This window comes from Meridianimaribacter flavus, from assembly GCF_004366715.1.
GTDB classification, from domain to species: domain Bacteria; phylum Bacteroidota; class Bacteroidia; order Flavobacteriales; family Flavobacteriaceae; genus Gaetbulibacter_B; species Gaetbulibacter_B jejuensis.
Genome location: NZ_SOQZ01000003.1, coordinates 245978 through 267231, shown reverse-complemented (window position 1 = coordinate 267231; position 21254 = coordinate 245978). Strand labels below are relative to the sequence as shown.

The 21254-nt window shown below is 34.1% G+C and carries 14 protein-coding genes; 12 read left to right on the top strand and 2 right to left on the bottom strand.

The genetic code is table 11. From position 1 onward, the window contains the following. Position 1: 1 nt before the first annotated feature. The 3 genes from A8975_RS08280 (at position 2) to A8975_RS08270 (ending at position 4399) form a co-directional block, all read left to right on the top strand. A complete protein-coding gene (locus A8975_RS08280) occupies positions 2 to 1192 on the top strand; it encodes an acetyl-CoA C-acyltransferase (RefSeq protein WP_129761281.1) in 1191 nt (396 codons plus the stop codon). Positions 1193 to 1214: 22 nt separating this feature from the next. Then, positions 1215 to 3017: an acyl-CoA dehydrogenase family protein gene (locus tag A8975_RS08275; RefSeq protein WP_131508370.1), complete on the top strand. Its 1803-nt coding sequence runs from the start codon at positions 1215 to 1217 to the stop codon at positions 3015 to 3017. A gap of 83 nt (positions 3018 to 3100) precedes the next feature. After that, positions 3101 to 4399: a DUF6265 family protein gene (locus A8975_RS08270; RefSeq protein WP_134199726.1), complete on the top strand. Its 1299-nt coding sequence runs from the start codon at positions 3101 to 3103 to the stop codon at positions 4397 to 4399. A 2-nt stretch (positions 4400 to 4401) separates the two neighbouring features. Here the strand turns inward: A8975_RS08270 and A8975_RS08265 are convergent, their stop codons facing one another. Next, positions 4402 to 6204, bottom strand: a complete 1803-nt coding sequence (locus A8975_RS08265; protein WP_134199723.1) for a glycoside hydrolase family 15 protein — start codon at positions 6202 to 6204, stop codon at positions 4402 to 4404. An 86-nt stretch (positions 6205 to 6290) separates the two neighbouring features. Between A8975_RS08265 and A8975_RS08260 the strand changes: the two genes are divergently transcribed. The 6 genes from A8975_RS08260 to A8975_RS08235 all read left to right on the top strand — a co-directional run bounded on the left by A8975_RS08260 (position 6291) and on the right by A8975_RS08235 (position 15589). Continuing rightward, positions 6291 to 8504, top strand: coding sequence for a bifunctional alpha,alpha-trehalose-phosphate synthase (UDP-forming)/trehalose-phosphatase (locus A8975_RS08260; protein ID WP_134199720.1), 2214 nt, complete (start codon positions 6291 to 6293; stop codon positions 8502 to 8504). Between the two features lie 21 nt (positions 8505 to 8525). After that, the gene (locus tag A8975_RS08255) at positions 8526 to 9101 is read left to right on the top strand and encodes a YdeI/OmpD-associated family protein (RefSeq protein WP_134199716.1); all 576 of its coding nucleotides are present in this window, start codon (positions 8526 to 8528) and stop codon (positions 9099 to 9101) included. Between the two features lie 40 nt (positions 9102 to 9141). Further along, positions 9142 to 9741 carry a hypothetical protein gene (locus A8975_RS08250; protein WP_134199714.1) on the top strand — a complete coding sequence of 200 codons (600 nt, stop codon included), beginning with the start codon at positions 9142 to 9144 and terminating at the stop codon, positions 9739 to 9741. Positions 9742 to 9824: 83 nt separating this feature from the next. Then, entirely contained in the window at positions 9825 to 10373 is a 549-nt protein-coding gene (locus A8975_RS08245; RefSeq protein ID WP_131508361.1) for a PepSY domain-containing protein, read from the top strand. 57 nt (positions 10374 to 10430) lie between these two features. Beyond that, positions 10431 to 13637: a VPS10 domain-containing protein gene (locus A8975_RS08240; RefSeq protein ID WP_134199711.1), complete on the top strand. Its 3207-nt coding sequence runs from the start codon at positions 10431 to 10433 to the stop codon at positions 13635 to 13637. Positions 13638 to 13639: 2 nt separating this feature from the next. Next, positions 13640 to 15589, top strand: a complete 1950-nt coding sequence (locus A8975_RS08235) for a S9 family peptidase (protein WP_131508357.1) — start codon at positions 13640 to 13642, stop codon at positions 15587 to 15589. A 37-nt stretch (positions 15590 to 15626) separates the two neighbouring features. On the opposite strand, the gene A8975_RS08230 is transcribed toward A8975_RS08235, so the two are convergent. Then, positions 15627 to 16304 (bottom strand): Crp/Fnr family transcriptional regulator, encoded by a 678-nt coding sequence (locus A8975_RS08230; RefSeq protein ID WP_134199708.1) that lies wholly within the window; start codon positions 16302 to 16304, stop codon positions 15627 to 15629. A 106-nt stretch (positions 16305 to 16410) separates the two neighbouring features. Here A8975_RS08230 and A8975_RS08225 point away from each other — a divergent pair, with 106 nt between their 5' ends. The 3 genes from A8975_RS08225 (at position 16411) to ccoN (ending at position 21252) form a co-directional block, all read left to right on the top strand. Continuing rightward, positions 16411 to 18783: a heavy metal translocating P-type ATPase gene (locus A8975_RS08225; protein ID WP_134199705.1), complete on the top strand. Its 2373-nt coding sequence runs from the start codon at positions 16411 to 16413 to the stop codon at positions 18781 to 18783. A gap of 79 nt (positions 18784 to 18862) precedes the next feature. Next, complete coding sequence (gene ccoS / locus A8975_RS08220) at positions 18863 to 19051, top strand: cbb3-type cytochrome oxidase assembly protein CcoS (RefSeq protein ID WP_129761269.1); 189 nt, start codon at positions 18863 to 18865, stop codon at positions 19049 to 19051. A 5-nt stretch (positions 19052 to 19056) separates the two neighbouring features. After that, on the top strand, positions 19057 to 21252 hold the full coding sequence (gene ccoN, locus A8975_RS08215; protein WP_134199701.1) for a cytochrome-c oxidase, cbb3-type subunit I: 2196 nt from the start codon (positions 19057 to 19059) through the stop codon (positions 21250 to 21252). The last annotated feature ends 2 nt before the right edge of the window (positions 21253 to 21254 follow it).

Here is a 21254-nt window from a genome sequence, read left to right as displayed (position 1 = left end):
CATGAAAACAGCATATATAGTAAAAGCATATAGAACAGCAGTTGGTAAAGCACCAAAAGGATTGTTCCGCTTTAAAAGAACTGATGAACTGGCAGCAGAAACCATCAAATACATGATGAAAGAACTGCCCAACCTTGACCCAAAACGTATTGACGATGTTATTGTTGGCAACGCAATGCCTGAAGGCGCACAAGGACTAAACATGGCACGTTTGATTTCATTAATGGGATTAGATATTGTAGATGTTCCTGGTGTTACCGTAAACCGTTTTTGTTCTTCAGGAATAGAAACCATTGGTATGGCTACTGCCAAAATACAAGCAGGAATGGCCGATTGTATTATTGCAGGTGGAGCTGAAAGTATGAGTGCAGTACCTATGACAGGTTTTAAACCAGAATTAAATTACGACACAGTAAAAGCTGGTCATGAAGATTATTATTGGGGAATGGGAAATACTGCAGAGGCTGTTGCAAACCAGTTTAAAGTCTCTCGTGAAGATCAAGATGAGTTTGCATACAATTCTCACATGAAAGCCTTAAAAGCGCAAGCTGAAGACCGTTTTCAAGATCAAATTGTTCCTATTAATGTAGAGCAAACATACATTGACGAAAACGGTAAAAAAGCAACCAAAACTTATACAGTAAATAAAGATGAAGGCCCAAGAAAAGGTACAAACCTAGAGGCTTTAGCTAAACTTCGTCCTGTTTTCGCTCAAGGCGGAAGCGTAACCGCAGGAAATTCATCACAAATGAGTGATGGTGCTGCTTTTGTAATGGTAATGAGCGAAGACATGGTTAACGAATTAGGTTTAAAGCCTATTGCACGATTAGTAAGTTATGCTGCTGCTGGTGTTGAACCTCGTATTATGGGAATTGGTCCAGTAAAAGCTATTCCAAAGGCATTAGCTCAAGCAAATTTGAAACAAAACGATTTAGAACTTATTGAGCTTAACGAAGCTTTCGCATCGCAATCTATTGCTGTAATTCGTGAACTTGGGTTAAACCCAGACCTTGTTAATGTTAATGGTGGTGCTATTGCACTCGGTCATCCATTAGGTTGTACTGGAACTAAACTTTCAGTTCAACTGTTTGATGAAATGCGCAAACGCAATATGGCAGGTAAATATGGAGCTGTAACCATGTGTGTTGGTACAGGACAAGGTGCTTGCGGAATTTTTGAATTTTTAAACTAAACTTATTTAACAATATACTGCAATGGAAGCAACAGAAAAAGATATTTTACGAGGTGGTCAATTCTTAGTTAAAGAAACTAGCTGCGAAGACATTTTTACTCCTGAAGATTTTTCAGAAGAACAACAAATGATGAAGGAATCGGTAATTGAATTTAACGACCGAGAAATTATCCCTAACAAAGCTCGATTTGAAGCAAAAGACTATGCTTTAACTGAAGAATGTATGAGAAAAGCTGGTGAAATGGGATTTTTAAGCGTTGCTGTTCCTGAAGAATATGGCGGAATGGGAATGGGATTTGTTTCTACTATGCTAGTATGCGATTACATTTCTAGTGGTACAGGATCTTTTAGTACTGCTTTTGGTGCGCATACTGGAATTGGAACCATGCCTATTACACTTTATGGAACTGAAGAACAAAAACAAAAATATGTGCCAAAGTTGGCTTCTGGTGAATGGTTCGGAGCATACTGCTTAACCGAACCAGGTGCCGGAAGTGATGCTAACTCTGGTAAAACTACCGCTAAATTGTCCGATGATGGTAAACATTATATCATCAATGGTCAAAAAATGTGGATTTCAAATGCTGGATTCTGTAACCTTTTCATTGTGTTTGCTCGTATTGAAGACGATAAATACATTACAGGATTTATTGTTGAAAACAATCCTGAAAATGGTATCACTCTAGGTGAAGAAGAACACAAGCTTGGTATTCGCGCAAGTTCTACACGTCAAGTATTTTTTAACGACACAAAAGTACCAGTAGAAAACATGTTGTCAGAGCGTGGTAACGGTTTTAAAATTGCTATGAATGCCTTAAACGTAGGTCGTATTAAATTAGCTGCTGCTTGTTTAGATTCACAACGACGTATTACTACAACTGGTGTACAATATGCAACTGAACGCAAGCAATTTAAAACACCTATTGCTGAATTTGGAGCTATAAAATCTAAATTAGCTGAAATGGCTACTAATGCCTATGCTGGTGAATCTGCGTGTTACAGAGCTGCAAAAAATATTGAAGACCGTATAGCTATAAGAATGGCTCAAGGCAATAGTCATCAAGAAGCAGAACTTAAAGGTGTTGAGGAATATGCTATTGAGTGTTCTATCTTAAAAGTTGCTGTTTCTGAAGACGTACAAAGTTGTGCAGATGAAGGTATCCAAATTTTTGGTGGTATGGGATTCTCTGAAGAAACGCCTATGGAAGCTGCTTGGAGAGATGCTCGTATTGCTCGTATTTACGAAGGCACAAACGAAATTAACCGTATGCTTTCAGTAGGAATGTTAGTTAAAAAAGCTATGAAAGGTCATGTTGACTTATTAGGTCCTGCAATGGCTGTAAAAGATGAATTAATGGGTATTCCTTCTTTTGATATGCCAGATTATTCTGTGTTATTTTCAGAAGAAAAAGAAATGATCGCTAAACTTAAAAAGGTATTCTTAATGGTTGCTGGTGCTGCAGTTCAAAAATATGGACCAGACTTAGAAAAGCATCAGCAATTAATGATGGCTGCTTCTAATATTTTAATTGAAATATATATGGCAGAATCAACAATTTTAAGAACTGAGAAAAACGTTAAACGTTTTGGTGAAGACAAGCAAAAAGAACAAATAGCAATGGCTAAATTGTATTTGTTCAATGCTGTTGAACTTGTTAAGAAAAATGGCTTAGAAGGTATTGTGTCCTTTGCTGACGGTGACGAACAAAAAGCAATGCTTATGGGCTTAAAACGTTTTACAAAATACGCAAACTACCCTAATGTAGTTGAGCTAAGAAATACAATTGCTGAAAAAGTAAAAGCAGAAAATAAATATTGTTTTTAAAACTATAGGCTAGTTCAAATGTTGAAAAGTCGGCTAATTATAGCCGACTTTTTTATTACCTTTAAAAATCAATTACTGAATCTATGAAAAAAATCGTCTTATTAAGTGTTACTTTTTTGCTATCTGCTTTTGCTTTTTCTCAACAAGACACCGAAATATTTTTATTCAACATTGAATCTCCAAGTTCTAATATTAGTGTAACATCAGGAAAAAACATTTCTAATAATGAAGGTTATGACAACCAACCTTCTTTTATGAACAAAGACTATATTTTATTTTCTTCAAACAGAAATGGTCAAACAGACATTATAAAATATCATACAAACTATGGTTCAAAAACATGGTTAAACTTTACAGAAGGTGGAGAATACACACCTTTAAAAATTCCGAATAAAGATGCAGTTTCGGCAGTAAGATTAGATCCTGATGGTAAACAGCGTTTATATGCGTACAACTTAAAAACTTCGGAATCTACTGAAATAATCAAAGACCTTGTAGTTGCTTATTACACATGGTACGATGAAAACACAATTGTATCTGCCGTTATTGAAGACACCGAATTAAACCTTTATATCACTGACGTTAATAAAGGTATTTCAAAAAAATACGCAACAAATGTTGGTCGTTCGTTTCATAAAATTCCAAATTCAAACTTAGTAAGCTTTATTTCAAAAGAGGATGAAACCCAATGGAAAATTAAGTCTTTAAACCCAAAAACAGGAGCTATAAAAACCATTGCAAACACCATTGAAGGTGTTGAGGACATTTGTTGGCTTAATCATATAACTATTCTTTCTGGTAAAGGAAGTAGTTTACAAAAATTCACATTAAACAAAGACAACAATTGGAAGACCGTAACTGATTTATCTTCCTACGGAATTACAACTATTACAAGATTAACAACCAATCCTGAAGCTACCAAATTATTAATTGCTGCTGAAACTACTCAAGCAGAAATTCCTGTAAACACTGAAACCAAGCTCGAACCAAAATTAGAAAATTGTGCTTGGATAGCTGGCAATTGGAAAGGTGAAGCATTTGGTGGAATTACAGAAGAAAACTGGAGCAAACCATCAGGCGGCTCAATGATGGCGACGTTTAAATTAATTAACGACAACAAAGTTTCGTTTTACGAAATTGAAATTATTAGAGAGGTTGAAAACAGCTTAATCCTTCAGCTTAAACATTTTGATAGCCAATTACGAGGTTGGGAAACCAAGGATGAAACTGTAGATTTCCCTCTAAAAGAGATCACACCAAACAAAGTGATTTTTGAAGGCATGACCTTTGAACGCATCTCTGACAATGAAATGAATGTTTATGTTGACATTCACCAAAAAGATGGTTCAATAGAAGTCGTAAAATTCAACTATAAAAAGTAATTTTATTTAAGTATTGTATCCATAACACGTTCCTGCTCTGTGATGTTAGATAGGTTAATTGCTGTTTCAATTAACGCTAAATGCGAATACGCTTGTGGAAAATTACCTAAAAGTCGTTTGGTTTTAAAGTCTATATCTTCGCTAAACAACCCTAGATGATTACTATAAGACAATAGTTTATCAAATAGTTTTTTGGCTTTTTGCACCTCTCCTATTTTGTATAAACTATTTATAAACCAAAACGTACATATTGTAAATGACGACGATGGCAACCCAAAATCGTCTTTGTTTTTATATCGATATAATAAACCATCATTACTCAACTCTCTTTCAATAGCATTTACTGTACTTACATATTTAGGATCTCTAGCATCAATAAATCCATAAGGTTCCATTAGCAATACAGATGCATCCAAATCTGACGAACCATAAGATTGCGTAAAGGCTTTTACATCGTTATTCCAAGCGTTTTGCATTATATCCTCTCGTATTTCAGATTCTATAAGCTTCCACTTCATAATTTTATTAGTCTTGTTAAGTAACTCAGCAACTTTAATTGCTTTATCAACTGCTACCCAACACAGTACTTTTGAAAATGTGAAATGTCTATCTTCTGCTCTAAATTCCCAAATACCTTTATCAGCTTCTCGCCAGTGCTTGTTAACAACCCAAACAATACCTTTAGTAATTGTCCATAACTCTTCGGTATTTTCAATATCCATTGAAAAGTTTACAAACTGTTGGTGAATTACGTCCATCAAAATACCATAAATGTCATTCTGCTTTTGTTTATAAGCTGCATTACCTACCCTTACAGGACTTGAGTTTTTATAACCGCTTAAATGGTCTAATGAAAATTCGGTAAGTTTTTTCTCTTTATTAATACCATACATAATCTGAAGTTTTTCATCTTTATCAGGTATTAAATCGATAATGAATTTTAAGTAGCGTTTAGCTATATTTTTATGTCCTAATTTTGAAACCACTTTAATTACCATTGATGCATCTCGAATCCAGCAAAAACGGTAATCCCAATTTCTAACTTCTCCAATAGTTTCAGGCAATGAGGTTGTAGCTGCAGCTAAAACTGCTCCAGTTTTATCATATGTAAGCAACTTTAAGGTCATAGCGCTTCTAGCTATTTGCTTTTGGTATAGCTTGTAGGTTGGTGTTCTATCCATCCAGTTTAACCAATACACCTTAGTACGTTGGTGCTCCAAAAAGATACTATCCACAGTAGTCTCAAACACTTTTTCGTTATAACCTAAGAGAAAATATCCATCAGCAGTTAATTCAATTTCATTACCATTAACCACTTTTTGTTTGTCAAAATTGGTATATAAAAATAAAGTATCAAACTTTTCACCATAGGTTAGGCTTACTATAAAATGGTCTTTCACATACATTTCAGTATTTCCTTTAGCATACTCTAGTTTAGGGTTGTAATTAACCTTAAATGTTGGTTTCCCTGAAATATGCTTAAAATACCTAATAATTTCTGGTGGAGATTGGTAATCACCATTAGGCTTGTAGTATCGAGGCATAAAATCGTGCATCTCAAAAGTGTCAATTCCGTTACTGAATTTAGTAACTAAAATAGTAGTGTTTTCAATATAATCCTGAGTTATAGAGAAACTCTCATCTACTAAAATATCAAAGCTTCCTCCTATTTTTTCATCCAGAATTTTTGCAAAAACCGAAGACGAATCAAACTCTGGCAAACAACACCATTCTATAGCTCCTGTTTTTGAAATTAATGCTGCACTTCTACAATTTCCAATAATACCGTAATCTAAATTATCCATTAAATACTGCTTTAGGTATGGTTAACACTTAATTTTTCATTAAATTAACAAAATACACTTTAAAACCTATTATCTTAACCATAATTATGAGTAAAACAATCATTGTTTCCAATAGATTACCACTTCAAATTAAACTTGAAAACGACAATTCTTTAAAAATCACACCTAGTGTTGGCGGATTAGCCACAGGAATGAAATCGGTACATGCTGAAGGTAACGGAATTTGGGTTGGCTGGTCTGGACTCACTGAAGAAGAGACAGATAGCTTCACTAAAAAAAAGGTTAACGAAGCTGTAAAAAAAGAAAAATGCGTCGCTGTTTCATTAAACGAACAAGATGTAGAAAACTTCTATTTTGGGTTTAGTAACAAAACACTTTGGCCTTTGTTTCATTATTTTATGGAATACACCGAATTTGAAAAAGACCAATGGGAATCTTACCAAGAAGTGAATCAAAAATTTGCTGACGTAGTTTTAGAGCATATTGAAGATGGTGACAATGTTTGGGTGCATGATTATCAACTTTTACTATTACCAAAACTTATTAAAGACAAAAAACCCAATACTACTATAGGTTTCTTTTTACACATACCTTACCCATCGTATGAAATTTTTAGAACCTTCCCTTGGAGAGAACAATTGCTTGAAGGTATGTTAGGTGCGGATTTGCTTGGATTCCATACTTATGACTATGAACGTCATTTTTTAAGTTCGGTAAAACGTATATTAAGGCTAGATGTAAAGTTCAATAAAATAAATTATCATGACAGAGTTGTAACAGTAGATTCGTTTCCTATGGGAATTGATTACAACAAATTTCATGATGCTGCATTAACACATACCAATCAAAATCCTAAAGAAAAATCGGAATTACAACGAAGACTAGACAACCACATTCAGTCTACTTCTAATGCTAAAATGGTACTCTCAATTGATAGGTTGGATTACACCAAAGGCATCCCTAACAGGCTAAGAGCTTTTGAGTACTTTTTAAACAAATACCCTCAATTTAAAGAAAAAGTACGCCTTATTATGCTTGCAGTTCCTTCGCGTTCCAATGTTCCTCAATACCAAAAACTAAAACGCGATACTGATGAACTTGTTGGTAGAATTAATGGTGAGTTTGCCACAGTAAGCTGGACTCCTATTTGGTATTTTTACCGCTCAATGCCTTTTGAAAACCTTATAGATCTTTACACCTCTTCGGATATTGCATTAATAACACCTGTAAGAGATGGGATGAATTTAGTAGCTAAAGAGTATGTTGCTACAAGAACCAATGAAGATGGTGTGCTTATTTTAAGTGAAATGGCTGGAGCTTCAAAAGAAATGAATGAGGCATTACTTATCAATCCTAATAATTTTGAAGAAATAGCTGACACTTTAAAGCAAGCTATTGAAATGCCTACCGAAGAACAAAGTAAGCGTATGAAAATTCTACAAAAGCGTTTAAAACGTTATACGGTTGAAAAATGGGCAGATGAGTTTATGAAATCATTAAACGCTACAAAAATTAAAGACACAGTAATGGTTTCTACACGACTAGACGATACACTTCAAAAGAAAATGTTATCTGATTACAATTCGGCTTCTAGCAAACTACTACTCTTAGATTACGATGGTACATTAGCTGGTTTTAAAAACGACCCAAAAGATGCTAGACCTGATGCTGAGCTTTTTGAACTCTTAGATACCATCGATCAACAAGAAAACACTGATGTAGTAATTATTAGTGGTAGAGATCAAGATACTTTTAACGAATGGTTCAGCAAAAAAAGTTATACGTTAATTACCGACCATGGTGTTTGGTTAAAAAAACAACATACCAATTGGGAAGCGCTCGAGCATTTAAAGAATGATTGGATGGCAAATATTCAACCTATTTTAGAAACTTTTGTCGATAGAACTCCAGGTACATTTATTGAAAAGAAAAAATACTCTCTTGCATGGCATTATCGTAAAGCAGATCCTGAATTAGCTCAAATAAGAACTATAGAGTTAAATACTGTGTTAACCAGTTTAATTTCCAACGATAACTTAACAGTTCTTAAGGGCAATAAGGTTATTGAAATAAAAAGCAGTAACGTTAACAAAGGTAGAGCAGCACTAAGATTGCTTAACGAGAAGTCTTATGATTTTATATTTTCAATAGGTGATGACTGGACAGACGAATACATGTTTGAAGAACTTCCAGAATCAGCATATACTGTAAAAGTAGGTTTCAAAAAAACCAAAGCCAGATATTATGTTAAAGATACTGATGAAGTAAGAACTTTGTTGCGTAAATTCACAAAATTATAACAACACTTAAATTTAAAAACAATTAAAGAAATAGAAGAACATTATTTCAAAACCGATAGCGAATGGAGAACATGGCTTCATAAAAACCATTCACTATCCAAAGGCATATATCTTATTTTCTACAAAGTAGAACACGAAAATGAAAGTATGCGATGGGAAGAAGCTGTAAAAGTAGCCCTTTGTTATGGTTGGATAGATTCTACAGTTAAAAGTCTCGGTAACGGAAAACGCAGACAATATTTTTCACCTCGTAACCCTAAAAGTGTTTGGAGCGCTTTAAACAAGCGTTATATAGTTGATCTAATTACTGAAAATTTAATGCATGATGCAGGTCATAAAACTATTGAAATAGCAAAAGAAAACGGAAGTTGGTCTGTACTCGACGATGTTGAAAATGGTATTATTCCTGAGGATTTACAAATTGCTTTCAATGCAAACAAAACAGCATTTACCAACTACCAAAACTTTGCTCCATCATACAAAAAAGGATATTTGTATTGGCTCAATCAAGCTAAACGAGAAGCTACAAGAATAAAACGAATTTCTGAAATTATTGAATTGTGTAGTAAAAACATAAAATCAAGAAGTAGTAGGTAATATTTTAGTAACTTTAACTCTAGCTATTTATCAATTAACCATGTCTGAAGAAACTACCCAACCCAAAAAAAGGAAATGGAAGGTTAACTGGACCAGTGAAAAAGTAATGAGTTCCTCTGCTCTTTTTATCAGTGTCATTTCTTTAATTGCATTAATTTATCAATCTTATTTAGCGAGAGAAGACAATAAACTTACTCAAAAACAGCAAAGTGCAAGTGTCTTACCATATCTAAACCAATGGCAGAGTAATTACAATAATCACTTCCAGCTTATACTTGGTAATAAGGGTGTTGGTCCTGCTTTTATTAAAAAAGTAAAACTAACTTTAAACAACTCTAAAACATTCAATAACTCTGACGATTTATTTAATGAAATCTTCAATTCCTCTAAAGAGATTGACACAATACCAAAAGTAACTAGCGCATTGGTGAATGGTTTTGTACTACCAGCAAATGAATATATTAGCTTAATTGAAATTAATGGTAAAAGAAATATTGAAATGTTTTTAAAGGTTTTAGAAACAAAAAATATTTCTTATGAAATTACCTATGAAGATGTTTATGGAACGCAGTGGATTATAAACAATAATGATGAAGATAAAAACAAAGCAAGTGTTCCAACTTTAATCTTAAAAGAGTAAACTCGCATTAACAAGAGTTTAAGATATTTTTAAGGAATATTATATATTTTTAGTGTTTCTTAACTTTTTTGTAAATCTTAAGCTTGAAACAAAAACGAAAACAACTCGCTAAAACCTCTAGAACATACAGAAAACTTCATCGTTATGTTGCAATTCCCTTAGTGTTTTTTATGTTTCTTTTAGGAGCTACAGGCTTACTTCTAACTTGGAAAGAACAATTTCAATTTAAACCCAAAACACACGCTTCGTCCTCAAACACATTATCTCTAATATCATTAGATATAATTAGAGACAATGCTATAAAACATATAGAATCTTTAAGCCTTTCACCTGAAATCAACCGAATAGATTACAGACCAAATAAAGGTGTTGCTAAAGTGAGGTTTGAAAACCACTTTACCGAAATTCAAATAGACTGTTATACTGGTGAAGTCCTATCAGTAAAACAAAGAACTGCTGATATTATTGAAATGATTCATGATGGCTCAATAATGGACTTTCTATTTAAAAATCAATCCACACCATTTAAGCTTTTCTATTCAACTATCACATCCTTAGGATTGATGTTGTTATCGTTTAGCGGATTTTGGTTATGGCTTAAACCCAAACAAATCAAACGTTTAAAAGACTAGAATATAAACGCTTGATTGTTTTTTTACGTAAATTTAAAACTCAATAATAATAAACACATGAAAAACGTCTTCTCAATCATTCTCTTCTTAAGTGCCTCATTACTTTTTGCCCAAGAGTTTTCAATAGATTTAGTAAAAAACATGAAACCACGAAATATAGGTCCTGGTGGAATGTCTGGTCGTGTTACAGCCATTGATGTAGTTACAAACAATCCTGATATTATGTACGTTGGTACAGCATCTGGTGGTTTATGGAAGTCAACCTCTGGAGGTATAAAATGGGAACCTATTTTTGACAACGAAGCTACTGCTTCAATAGGAGCTGTTGCTATACAACAATCAAACCCAAGTGTAATATGGGTTGGTACAGGAGAAGGAAACCCTAGAAACAGTCTTAATGGTGGTTATGGCATATACAAATCGCTTGATGGAGGTAAATCGTGGATGCTCATGGGACTTGAAAATACAAGACACATTCATAGAGTAATTATTGACCCAACTAATCCTAACGTAGTTTATGTTGCTGCAATTGGCTCTCCTTGGGGAGAACATCCTGAAAGAGGTATTTTTAAAACCACAGACGGAGGAGAAACATGGGAAAAAATCTTGTTTGCCAATAATAAAACTGGTGCTGCAGAATTAATCATGGATCCAACAAATCCAAACAAATTAATTGCCGCTCTATGGGAACACAAACGCGACCCTTGGTTTTTCAAATCTGGTGGTGAAGGTTCTGGTTTACACATTACACATGATGGCGGAAAAACATGGAAAAAAATAACTGATGAAGACGGATTGCCAAAAGGAGAATTAGGAAGAATTGGTCTTGCAATAGCACCAAACAAACCTAATATTGTATATGCATTAATTGAAGCTAAGAAAAATGGTTTTTACAAAAGTGAAGATGGAGGTTTTACTTGGAAAAAAGTAAATGACAACTTAAATGAGATAGGAAACAGACCCTTTTACTATGCCGAAATATATGTAGCTCCTGATAATGAAAATCGTGTGTATACCATTTTCACTTACGTAAACGTATCTGAAGATGGCGGAAAAAGCTTTGACCAACTAATGCCTGCTTATGGTGTAGATAATGGTGTGCATCCAGACCATCACGCATGGTGGATTCATCCTAACAATGGTAATTTTATGATAGATGGTAACGATGGTGGATTAAATATCACTAAAGATGGTGGAAAAACATGGCGATTTATTGGCAATATTCCTGTAGCTCAATTTTATCACATCAATGTCGATAACGACTACCCTTACAATGTATATGGAGGCATGCAAGACAATGGTTCTTGGAGAGGTCCTGCTTACGTTTGGAAAACACAAGGTATTCGTAATAGCTACTGGCAAGAAATAAGTTTTGGTGATGGTTTTGATGTCGTTCCTGATAAAGATGACTCTCGTTTTGGCTGGTCAATGAGTCAACAAGGTTATGTAAGCAGATACGATTGGGAAACAGGTAATAACCTTTTAGTAAGACCAACACATCCTGACCCAAATGTAGAGTTACGTTTTAACTGGAATTCTGCAATTAATATTGATCCTTTTAACAATAGCACACTGTATTTTGGAAGTCAGTTTGTTCATAAATCAACTGATAAAGGTGAAACTTGGACAGTCATTTCAGAGGATTTAACCACTAACGACCCAGAAAAACTAAAACAATCAGAAAGTGGCGGATTAACAATGGATGCTACAGGTGCTGAAAACCACTGTACTATTTTGGTTATTGAACCTTCACCTGTTGAAAAAAACATGTTGTGGATAGGAACTGATGATGGTCGTGTTCACGTTACTCAAAATGGTGGACAAACCTATACTGATGTGACCAAAAACATAAAAGGATTACCTAAAGGCAGTTGGATTCCTCAAATAAAAGCATCAAACAAAAACAAAGGAGAAGCATTGCTCATAGCTAATGATTACAGACGTTTTAATTACACACCTTATGCATACAGAACCAAAGACTATGGTAAAACATGGACACGTATTGTAGATGAAAATGATGTAAAAAGCTACACACTCTCAATTGTTGAAGATATTGAAGAACCAAACCTGTTATTTTTAGGAACTGACGACGGTTTATACATTTCCTTAAACGCAGGAGAAAGTTGGACTAAATGGACAGAAGGCTTCCCTACTACATCTGTAAAAGATTTAGTAATTCATCCAAGAGAGCACGATTTAGTAATAGGCACTTTTGGTAGAGCTGCTTGGGTTTTAGATGACATAAGACCTTTACGCGCTCTGGCTAAAAACAAACAAGTATTACAACAAAAAGTAGAGTTATTTCAACCTCCTACAGCTATTCAAGCTGCATACCAACAACCAACAGGAAGTCGATTTGGAGCTGATGCTTTATACAATGGAGAAAACAGAAGCTATGGTGCTCAATTGTCATATTACGTAAATATTGATACCCAAAAAGAAGATGCAAAAGAGGAAGCTTCAAATGAAGACGAAGAAACTTCTGCTGAAAAAACCAATGAAGTAAAATGGGATTCTTTAACATTAAAAATATATGATGGAGAGCGTTTGATAAGAACATTAAAGCAAAAAGCGCCTGAAGAAACAGGTATTCACAAATGGACATGGTATATGGATGAAGCTGGTGTTGAAAGAGCTTCTAGACGAAATAGAACCAGAAATAGTGAACCAGGAGGTATTACTGTTAAACCAGGCACTTACAAAGCTGTTTTAAGTTTTGGAGACCAATCTTCAGAAAAACAAATTACAGTAATGTATGATCCAAGATTAAATATTTCTACAGCAAATATCAATGAAGTTTACAACACTTTAAAAGATTTAGAAAGCGCTCAAGAAACTATGGCTAATGCTGTAAAACAACTTGTTGAAAGCAAAGAAATAGCTGAGAAATTTCAGTCTGAACTTAAAAAACTAGATAAAGAAAAATATAAAGACGATATAAGATCATCTAAAGACATCGTCAAAAAAATAGATGAAATTATTGATATTTATTTAGGAAAAGTTGACGAAAGACAAGGTATTACTAGAAACCCTGAAGTTACCATCAACACAAGACTTAGTCTTGCAAGAGGTTATGTTCAAGATAGTCAAAACGGTATCACAACTACCGAAACTACGTTAATTAAAAACTTTAAAGACGCTTTAAATAGTGCGCTTGAAAAAACCAACACCTTCTTTAATGAAGACTGGAAATCGTATCAAACAAAAATGGAACAGTTACAAACTAATCCGTTTAAAGACATATCAACCTTTAAACTCAATTAATTATGAAAAACATTTTAATATTAGTGTTTTTTGCTACTATGCTGTCTTGTAAAAAAGACACTGAGAGCAAGAATGAAGCCCAAGCTAAAAGTATTGAACAATACAGCATTGAACAGTTCATGAACAACGAAGCTGTAAGTGGAGGAAGTTTTTCTCCTGACAACTCCAAGCTTTTAATCTCAAGTAATCGCTCTGGTATTTTCAATGCGTACACAGTACCTACAACAGGTGGTGAATACACACAAATTACAGCATCAGATAGCATTTCATACTTTGCTGTTTCTTACTTCCCTAATGATGAGCGTATGCTACTTTCTGCCGATGGAAATGGTGACGAAATAGACCATATTTATATGAGAGACACAAATGGTGAGATTAAAGATTTAACCCCTGAACAAGGAGCAAAATCTTCATTTTACGGTTGGTCTGCTGATAAAAACAGTTTTTATTTTGGGTCAAACAAAAGAGACGCTCGCTATTTTGATGTGTACAAAATGAGTATCGCTGATTTTTCTTCTGAATTAATTTACCAAAATAATGATGGTCTAAATTTCAGTGGAATTTCTAATGACGAAAATTATATTGCTTTAGTTGAATCTGTCAACACTAACGATAGCAACTTGTATTTATTCGACAGAAGTTCTAACGAAAAAACAAAAATCAATGACAACCTAAGTGCAAATGCATCTGAAGATTTTGCAGTTGATAGTAGTGCATTTTATTACACTACTGATGATGGCGAAGAGTTTTCATACTTAATGAAATATGATTTAGCGTCTAAAACTAAAACTAAAATTGTACAAAAATCTTGGGATGTTAGTGGAGCTGGTTTTACTGATAAAGGGACTTACTTAGTAGTTTATGTAAACGAAGATGGTAAAAATGCTATTGAAGTTTTAGATAGCAACACATTACAACCAATAACACTTCCTAATTTTGATAATAAAAGTATTACCAGTGTAAGTTTTTCAAAGGATGAAACATGGATGCGCCTGTATGTTGGTGGTTCCAATTCGCCTTCTGATTTATACACTTACAACTTGGAAACCAAAGAACAGCACAAACTCACCAATGTTTTAAACAAAGAGATTAATCCTGACGATTTAGTTACTGCTAAAGTTGTTCGTTTTAAGTCTTTTGATGGTACAACAATTCCTGCCATATATTATTTACCACATCAAGCATCTGCAGATAATAAAGTGCCTGCAATGGTTTGGGTTCATGGTGGTCCTGGAGGTCAAACACGTCAAAATTTCAGCTCTTTAATTCAGTATATGGTTAATCATGGATATGCTGTTTTAGCTGTGAATAATCGTGGAAGCAGTGGTTATGGTAAAACGTTTTTTAAGATGGATGATAAAAACCATGGCGAAAAAGATTTACAAGACTGTGTTGAAGGAAAAAATTGGTTAGCTGAACAGGCTGAAATTAATTCTGAAAAAATAGGAATCATTGGTGGCTCTTATGGTGGATATATGACTATGGCAGCATTAACTTACACTCCAGAAGAGTTTGATGTTGGTGTTAATATATATGGTGTTACCAACTGGATGCGTACATTAAAAAGCATTCCGCCTTATTGGGAATCGTTTAGAGAATCATTATACTTAGAATTAGGCGATCCTTATTCTGCTGATTCAACACGTTTAAAACGAATTTCTCCTCTTTTCCATACTGATAAGGTAACCAAACCTTTAATTGTTTTACAAGGAGCTAAAGACCCTAGAGTATTACAGGTTGAGTCTGATGAAATTGTTGCTGGAGTAAGAAAAAATGGCGTTCCTGTTGAATATGTTTTATTTGAAGACGAAGGTCATGGATTTATAAAAAAAGAAAACCAAATTGAAGCTTACAGCAGAATTTTAAAATTCTTAGACGAGCATCTTAAAAAAGAAAATGCACCTTTAGATGGTGAAACTCCCAAAACGGAAATAGATCCAAAAACGGAATAAACAAAACAAAAACGGCTAAACTTAGTTTAGCCGTTTTTTATTCAATAAGCTTTAATGCTTTACTATTTTCTATCTTTATTTGTTTGCCTTCTGTAGAAATTAACCCTTCTTTTTTAAATTGAGACAATATTCGTATTGCAGATTCTGTAGCAGTACCAACAATATTAGCATAGTCATCTCTAGTAAGTACTATATTTAAAAATCCATTATCATCTTCTCCAAAATTGGTTTGCAAATACAAAAGTGTTTCAGCTAAACGTTGCTTCACCGATTTTTGGGCCATATCAACAATAACCTTATCAGCAAGTTTTAGTTCCTCAGCCATATCCTTTAGCATATCCACCGAAAAATTGATGTTATGTGTTAAGTCGTGTATTATTTCGTGCTTTGGAATAAAACACACTTGCATATCATTTATAGCTACAGCACTTAGGTTAGCAGCCTCATCAGAAATTAAAGAACGTTGCCCTAACAAATCTCCTCTAACAACTAATTTTACAATTTGGTCTTTTCCGTTTGCGCTTAACTTAGATAATTTACAAACACCATCCTTTATACAGTAAACACCATTAACATTATCACCTTCTTCAAAAATAATCTCTCCTTTTTTGATAGTGTGTGTTGTTTTACATCCAGAAAGCCGTATAAGGTCATCCTTTTGTAACGCTCTTAAAGCATTAAACTGCCTGATAATACATTGTTCGCACTTGCTCATACCTTATTTTGAAGTGTTCTGTAAAAATAACTAAAAACTGATAAATATCATATTTTTTTTAGCCTTTGCTTTCGACCTTTGCACTAGGTATAAATGAGCAAATATTATGAAACAAGCTACATGTTTTCATTGTGGTGATAATTGTACAGTTGAACATATTGTTTACAACGAAAAAGACTTTTGTTGTAATGGTTGTAAAACTGTTTACGAAATTTTTTCTGAAAACGATTTAACCTGTTATTACGATTTACAACAAGCTCCTGGAGCTACACCTAAAGAAATTCAAGGTAAATATGATTTCCTGTCGGATGACACTATAATTGAAAAGCTCACCGAATTTAATGATGATAAACACCAAATTGCAACCTTAACCATTCCGCATATTCATTGTAGTTCTTGCATCTGGATTTTAGAAAACCTCAACAAACTCAATGCAAACATTACTGCTTCTCAAGTAAATTTTGGAAAAAAGACTGTAAGAATAACTTATAAAACTGAAGCTTTTTCATTAAAAGAAGCTGTACTTCTATTAAGTAAAATTGGTTACGAACCTTACATTTCTCTTGAAGATTTCAATACAGGAAAAAACAAAGTAAACCGCAGTTTAATTTACAAACTTGGTGTTGCTGGTTTTGCTTTTGGTAATGTGATGTTTTTATCGTTTCCAGAGTATTTTGAAGTCAATGAGTTCTGGTTAGAGCAGTACAAACCTGTGTTTCGTTGGCTCATGTTTACATTTTCGCTGCCAGTAGTTTTTTATGCGGCTCAAGATTATTTTGTTTCGGCTTACAAAGGTTTAAAATCAAAACTTTTAAATATCGACATTCCTATTGCGCTTGGTATTTTAGTGTTGTTTATACGAAGTACAGCTGAAATTATTCTAGACCTAGGCACAGGTTTTTTCGATAGCTTAACAGGTTTGGTGTTCTTCTTATTACTTGGGAAATATTTTCAGCAACGCACCTACAATTTCTTATCGTTTGAGCGCGACTACAAATCGTACTTACCTATTGCTGTGACTAAAATTTTAAACGGAATTGAAACACCAATTCAGGTTTATGACATTAAAAAAGGCGACCGATTATTAATTAGAAACGAAGAATTAATTCCTGTTGATGGCATCTTAATTAACGGAAACGCTAATATAGATTACAGTTTTGTTACGGGAGAATCTGAAGCCGTAAAAAAATCTTCTGGTGATAAACTTTTTGCAGGTGGCAAACAAACCTCTGGCAGTATTGAAATGGAAGCTTTAAATGCAGTTGAACAAAGTTACCTTACGCAACTTTGGAGCAACGATGTGTTTAATAAAAACAAAGAAGATAGCTTTACAACACTAACCAATACTATAAGCAAACGCTTTACTATTGCTGTGTTGAGCATTGCTTTTTTAGCTACAACATACTGGCTGTTTGCCGACTCAAGTAAAGCACTTAACGTATTTACTGCTGTGTTAATTATTGCTTGCCCTTGTGCTATTGCACTATCTGCTCCATTCACTTTAGGGAATTTGTTACGCATTTTTGGAAAGTTGAAATTCTATTTAAAAAATGCTTCGGTAATTGAGCAGTTGGCAAAAATAGACACCATTATTTTTGACAAAACAGGTACCATTACTTCTAACAAAAAAAGTAAAACAGCCTATAAAGGTGAAACGCTTACGGAAGAGGAAACAGTTATTTTAAGTAGTACACTTAGACATTCTAACCATCCATTGAGTCGATCGTTATACAACTTGCTTAAGCAAAACAACATTATAACCTTAAGCCATTTTGAAGAACATTTAGGTGAAGGCATTTATGGCGAAATCAATAATCAATCGGTTAAAATAGGTTCTGCAAAATACGTTGGACAACTTCAACTAGAAACCGAATTAAGTACAGCAGTTCATATTAGTACCAATAACACATACAAAGGAAAGTTTACCTTTTACAATGCATACCGAAAAGGCATTTCAAAACTGTTTAACAAACTAAAAAAAGACTACGATTTAGCGATACTTTCGGGTGACAATGCAAGTGAATTAAATAACCTAAAAAAATTACTCCCAAGCAAAACCAAACTTATTTTCAATCAAAAACCAAACGATAAGCTAGAATACATTAAGCATCATCAAAACAATGGCGCTCAAGTACTCATGGTTGGTGATGGTTTAAACGATGCAGGTGCTTTAGCACAGAGTAATGTTGGTATTGCTATTTCAGAAAATATTAATGTGTTCTCGCCTGCTTGCGATGCCATTTTAGATGCTTCAAAATTCAATCAATTATACAACTATATAAAAGCTTCAAAAGCAGCTATTAAAATCATAAAATGGAGTTTTGTGTTCTCCTTTTTCTACAATGCTATTGGTTTATACTTTGCCATTACTGGTCAGCTTATGCCTGTGATTGCAGCTATTTTAATGCCTTTAAGCTCCATAAGTATTGTTGTATTTACCACAATTGCAACAAACCTTTTAGGTCGAAAATTAAAATGAAAAAATTAATGAAACATGACAAATATCATCTTTTAAAAAGAGATGCCAACGTAATTTTGAACTATAACTTCAAGTAGGTATGAGTGTTATTTATGTATTACTAGCTATCAGCATTATCATTGCTATTGTCTTTTTTATAGGATTTATAAAAGCCGTAAAATCAGGACAGTACGATGATGACTATACACCATCTGTACGCATGCTGTTTGAAGACGAACTGGTTAAAAACAAAACCAATAAATCCATTAAAAATCAAAAGTCTAACTAATTATTATGGAAGTACAACAATTTTATTACGACAACAAGATTGTTAAAAAATTCTTACTCGCTACCATGCTTTGGGGTGTTGTGGGTATGCTTGTAGGTTTACTACTAGCCTTTATGTTCTTGTTCCCTAACCTAACCGACGGTATTTCGTGGTTAAGCTTTGGTCGATTGAGACCTTTACACACAAATGCTGTTATTTTTGCCTTTGTAGGTAACGCCATTTTTGCAGGTGTGTATTACTCTTCTCAACGTTTACTAAAAGCAAGAATGTTTAGTGACGCTTTGAGTAATATCAACTTTTGGGGTTGGCAACTTATAATTGTTGGAGCAGCAATTACACTTCCCTTAGGTTATACAACTAGTAAAGAATATGCCGAATTAGAATGGCCTTTTGATATAGCTATTGCTATTGTATGGGTTGTATTTGGTTGGAACTTAATAGGAACTATTTTAAAACGTCGTCAACGTCACATGTATGTTGCCATTTGGTTTTATTTAGGCACATTTGTTACTGTTGCTGTTCTTCATATTTTTAACAGTTTAGAATTACCAATCAGCGGATTAAAAAGTTATTCAGTTTATGCAGGTGTTCAAGATGCCTTAGTACAATGGTGGTATGGACACAATGCAGTAGCATTCTTCTTAACAACTCCATTCTTAGGGTTAATGTACTATTTTGTTCCAAAAGCAGCAGATAGACCTATTTACTCATATAGATTATCTATAGTACACTTTTGGTCATTAATATTTATTTATATCTGGGCAGGACCACATCACTTATTATATACTGCTTTACCAGAGTGGGCTCAAAATTTAGGTGTAGCATTTTCGGTAATGTTATTAATGCCTTCTTGGGGAGGAATGATAAATGGTCTATTAACATTAAGAGGCGCTTGGGATAAAGTACGTGTTGACCCTGTGTTAAAGTTTATGGTTGTTGCAATTACTGGTTATGGTATGGCAACCTTTGAAGGCCCAATGCTTTCACTTAAAAACGTAAATGCTATTGCCCACTTTACCGATTGGGTTATTGCTCACGTACATGTTGGTGCTTTAGCTTGGAATGGCTTCTTAGCTTTTGGTATGATTTATTGGTTGATTCCAAGATTATTCAACACCAAGCTACACTCAACAAAATTGGCAAACTTCCACTTTTGGATTGGAACTTTAGGAATTATTATATATGCATTACCTATGTATGTTGCTGGATTTACTCAAGCAAGTATGTGGAAACAATTCAATCCTGACGGAACTTTAGTCTACGGTAACTTTTTAGAAACTGTTTCTGAAATCATCCCAATGTACTGGATGCGTGCTATTGGAGGATCGTTATACATTATTGGAATGTTTGTCTTAGCTTACAACATAATTGTTACTATTAAAAAAGGCAGCAAGGTAAGCGATGAACTTGCTGAGGCTCCTGCTCTACAACGTGTTTCAAAAAGACGAATTGCTGGAGAAACCTTCCATACTTGGTTAGAGCGTAAACCAGTACAACTAACTATACTAGCTACTATTACTATTTTAATTGGTGGTATTATTCAAATTATACCAACAATAATGGTAGAGTCTAATATCCCAACTATTTCAAGTGTTAAACCATACACACCTTTAGAACTTGAAGGTAGAGACATTTATATACGTGAAGGTTGTGTAAGCTGTCACTCACAAATGGTACGTCCTTTTAGAAGTGAAGTAGAACGCTATGGAGAATACAGTAAAGCTGGAGAATTTGTATACGACCATCCATTCCTTTGGGGAAGTAAACGTACAGGACCAGATTTGCATCGTGTAGGTGGAAAATATTCTGACAACTGGCACCTTAACCATATGTACGATCCACAAAGTACATCATCAGGTTCTATTATGCCTGCTTATCAATGGTTGATTCGTGATGAACTTGATAAGTCTATGACTGAAGCTAAAATGAAAGCTATGGTAAAATTAGGAGTTCCTTATACCGAAGAGGATATTGCAAATGCACAACAAAGCATGACAGAACAAGGTATTCAAATTGAGAAAAACCTTTATACAGATCCTGATTTTGCTGAAAGCTACGAAGCTGATAAAAAAGCAGCTGGAAGCGAATTTATTGAAATGAGAAATAGAGAAATTACAGCTTTAATCGCTTATTTACAACGTCTTGGAACTGACATAAAAGTTCAAGAATTAGAAGCACAATTAACAACACAAAACCAATAAGT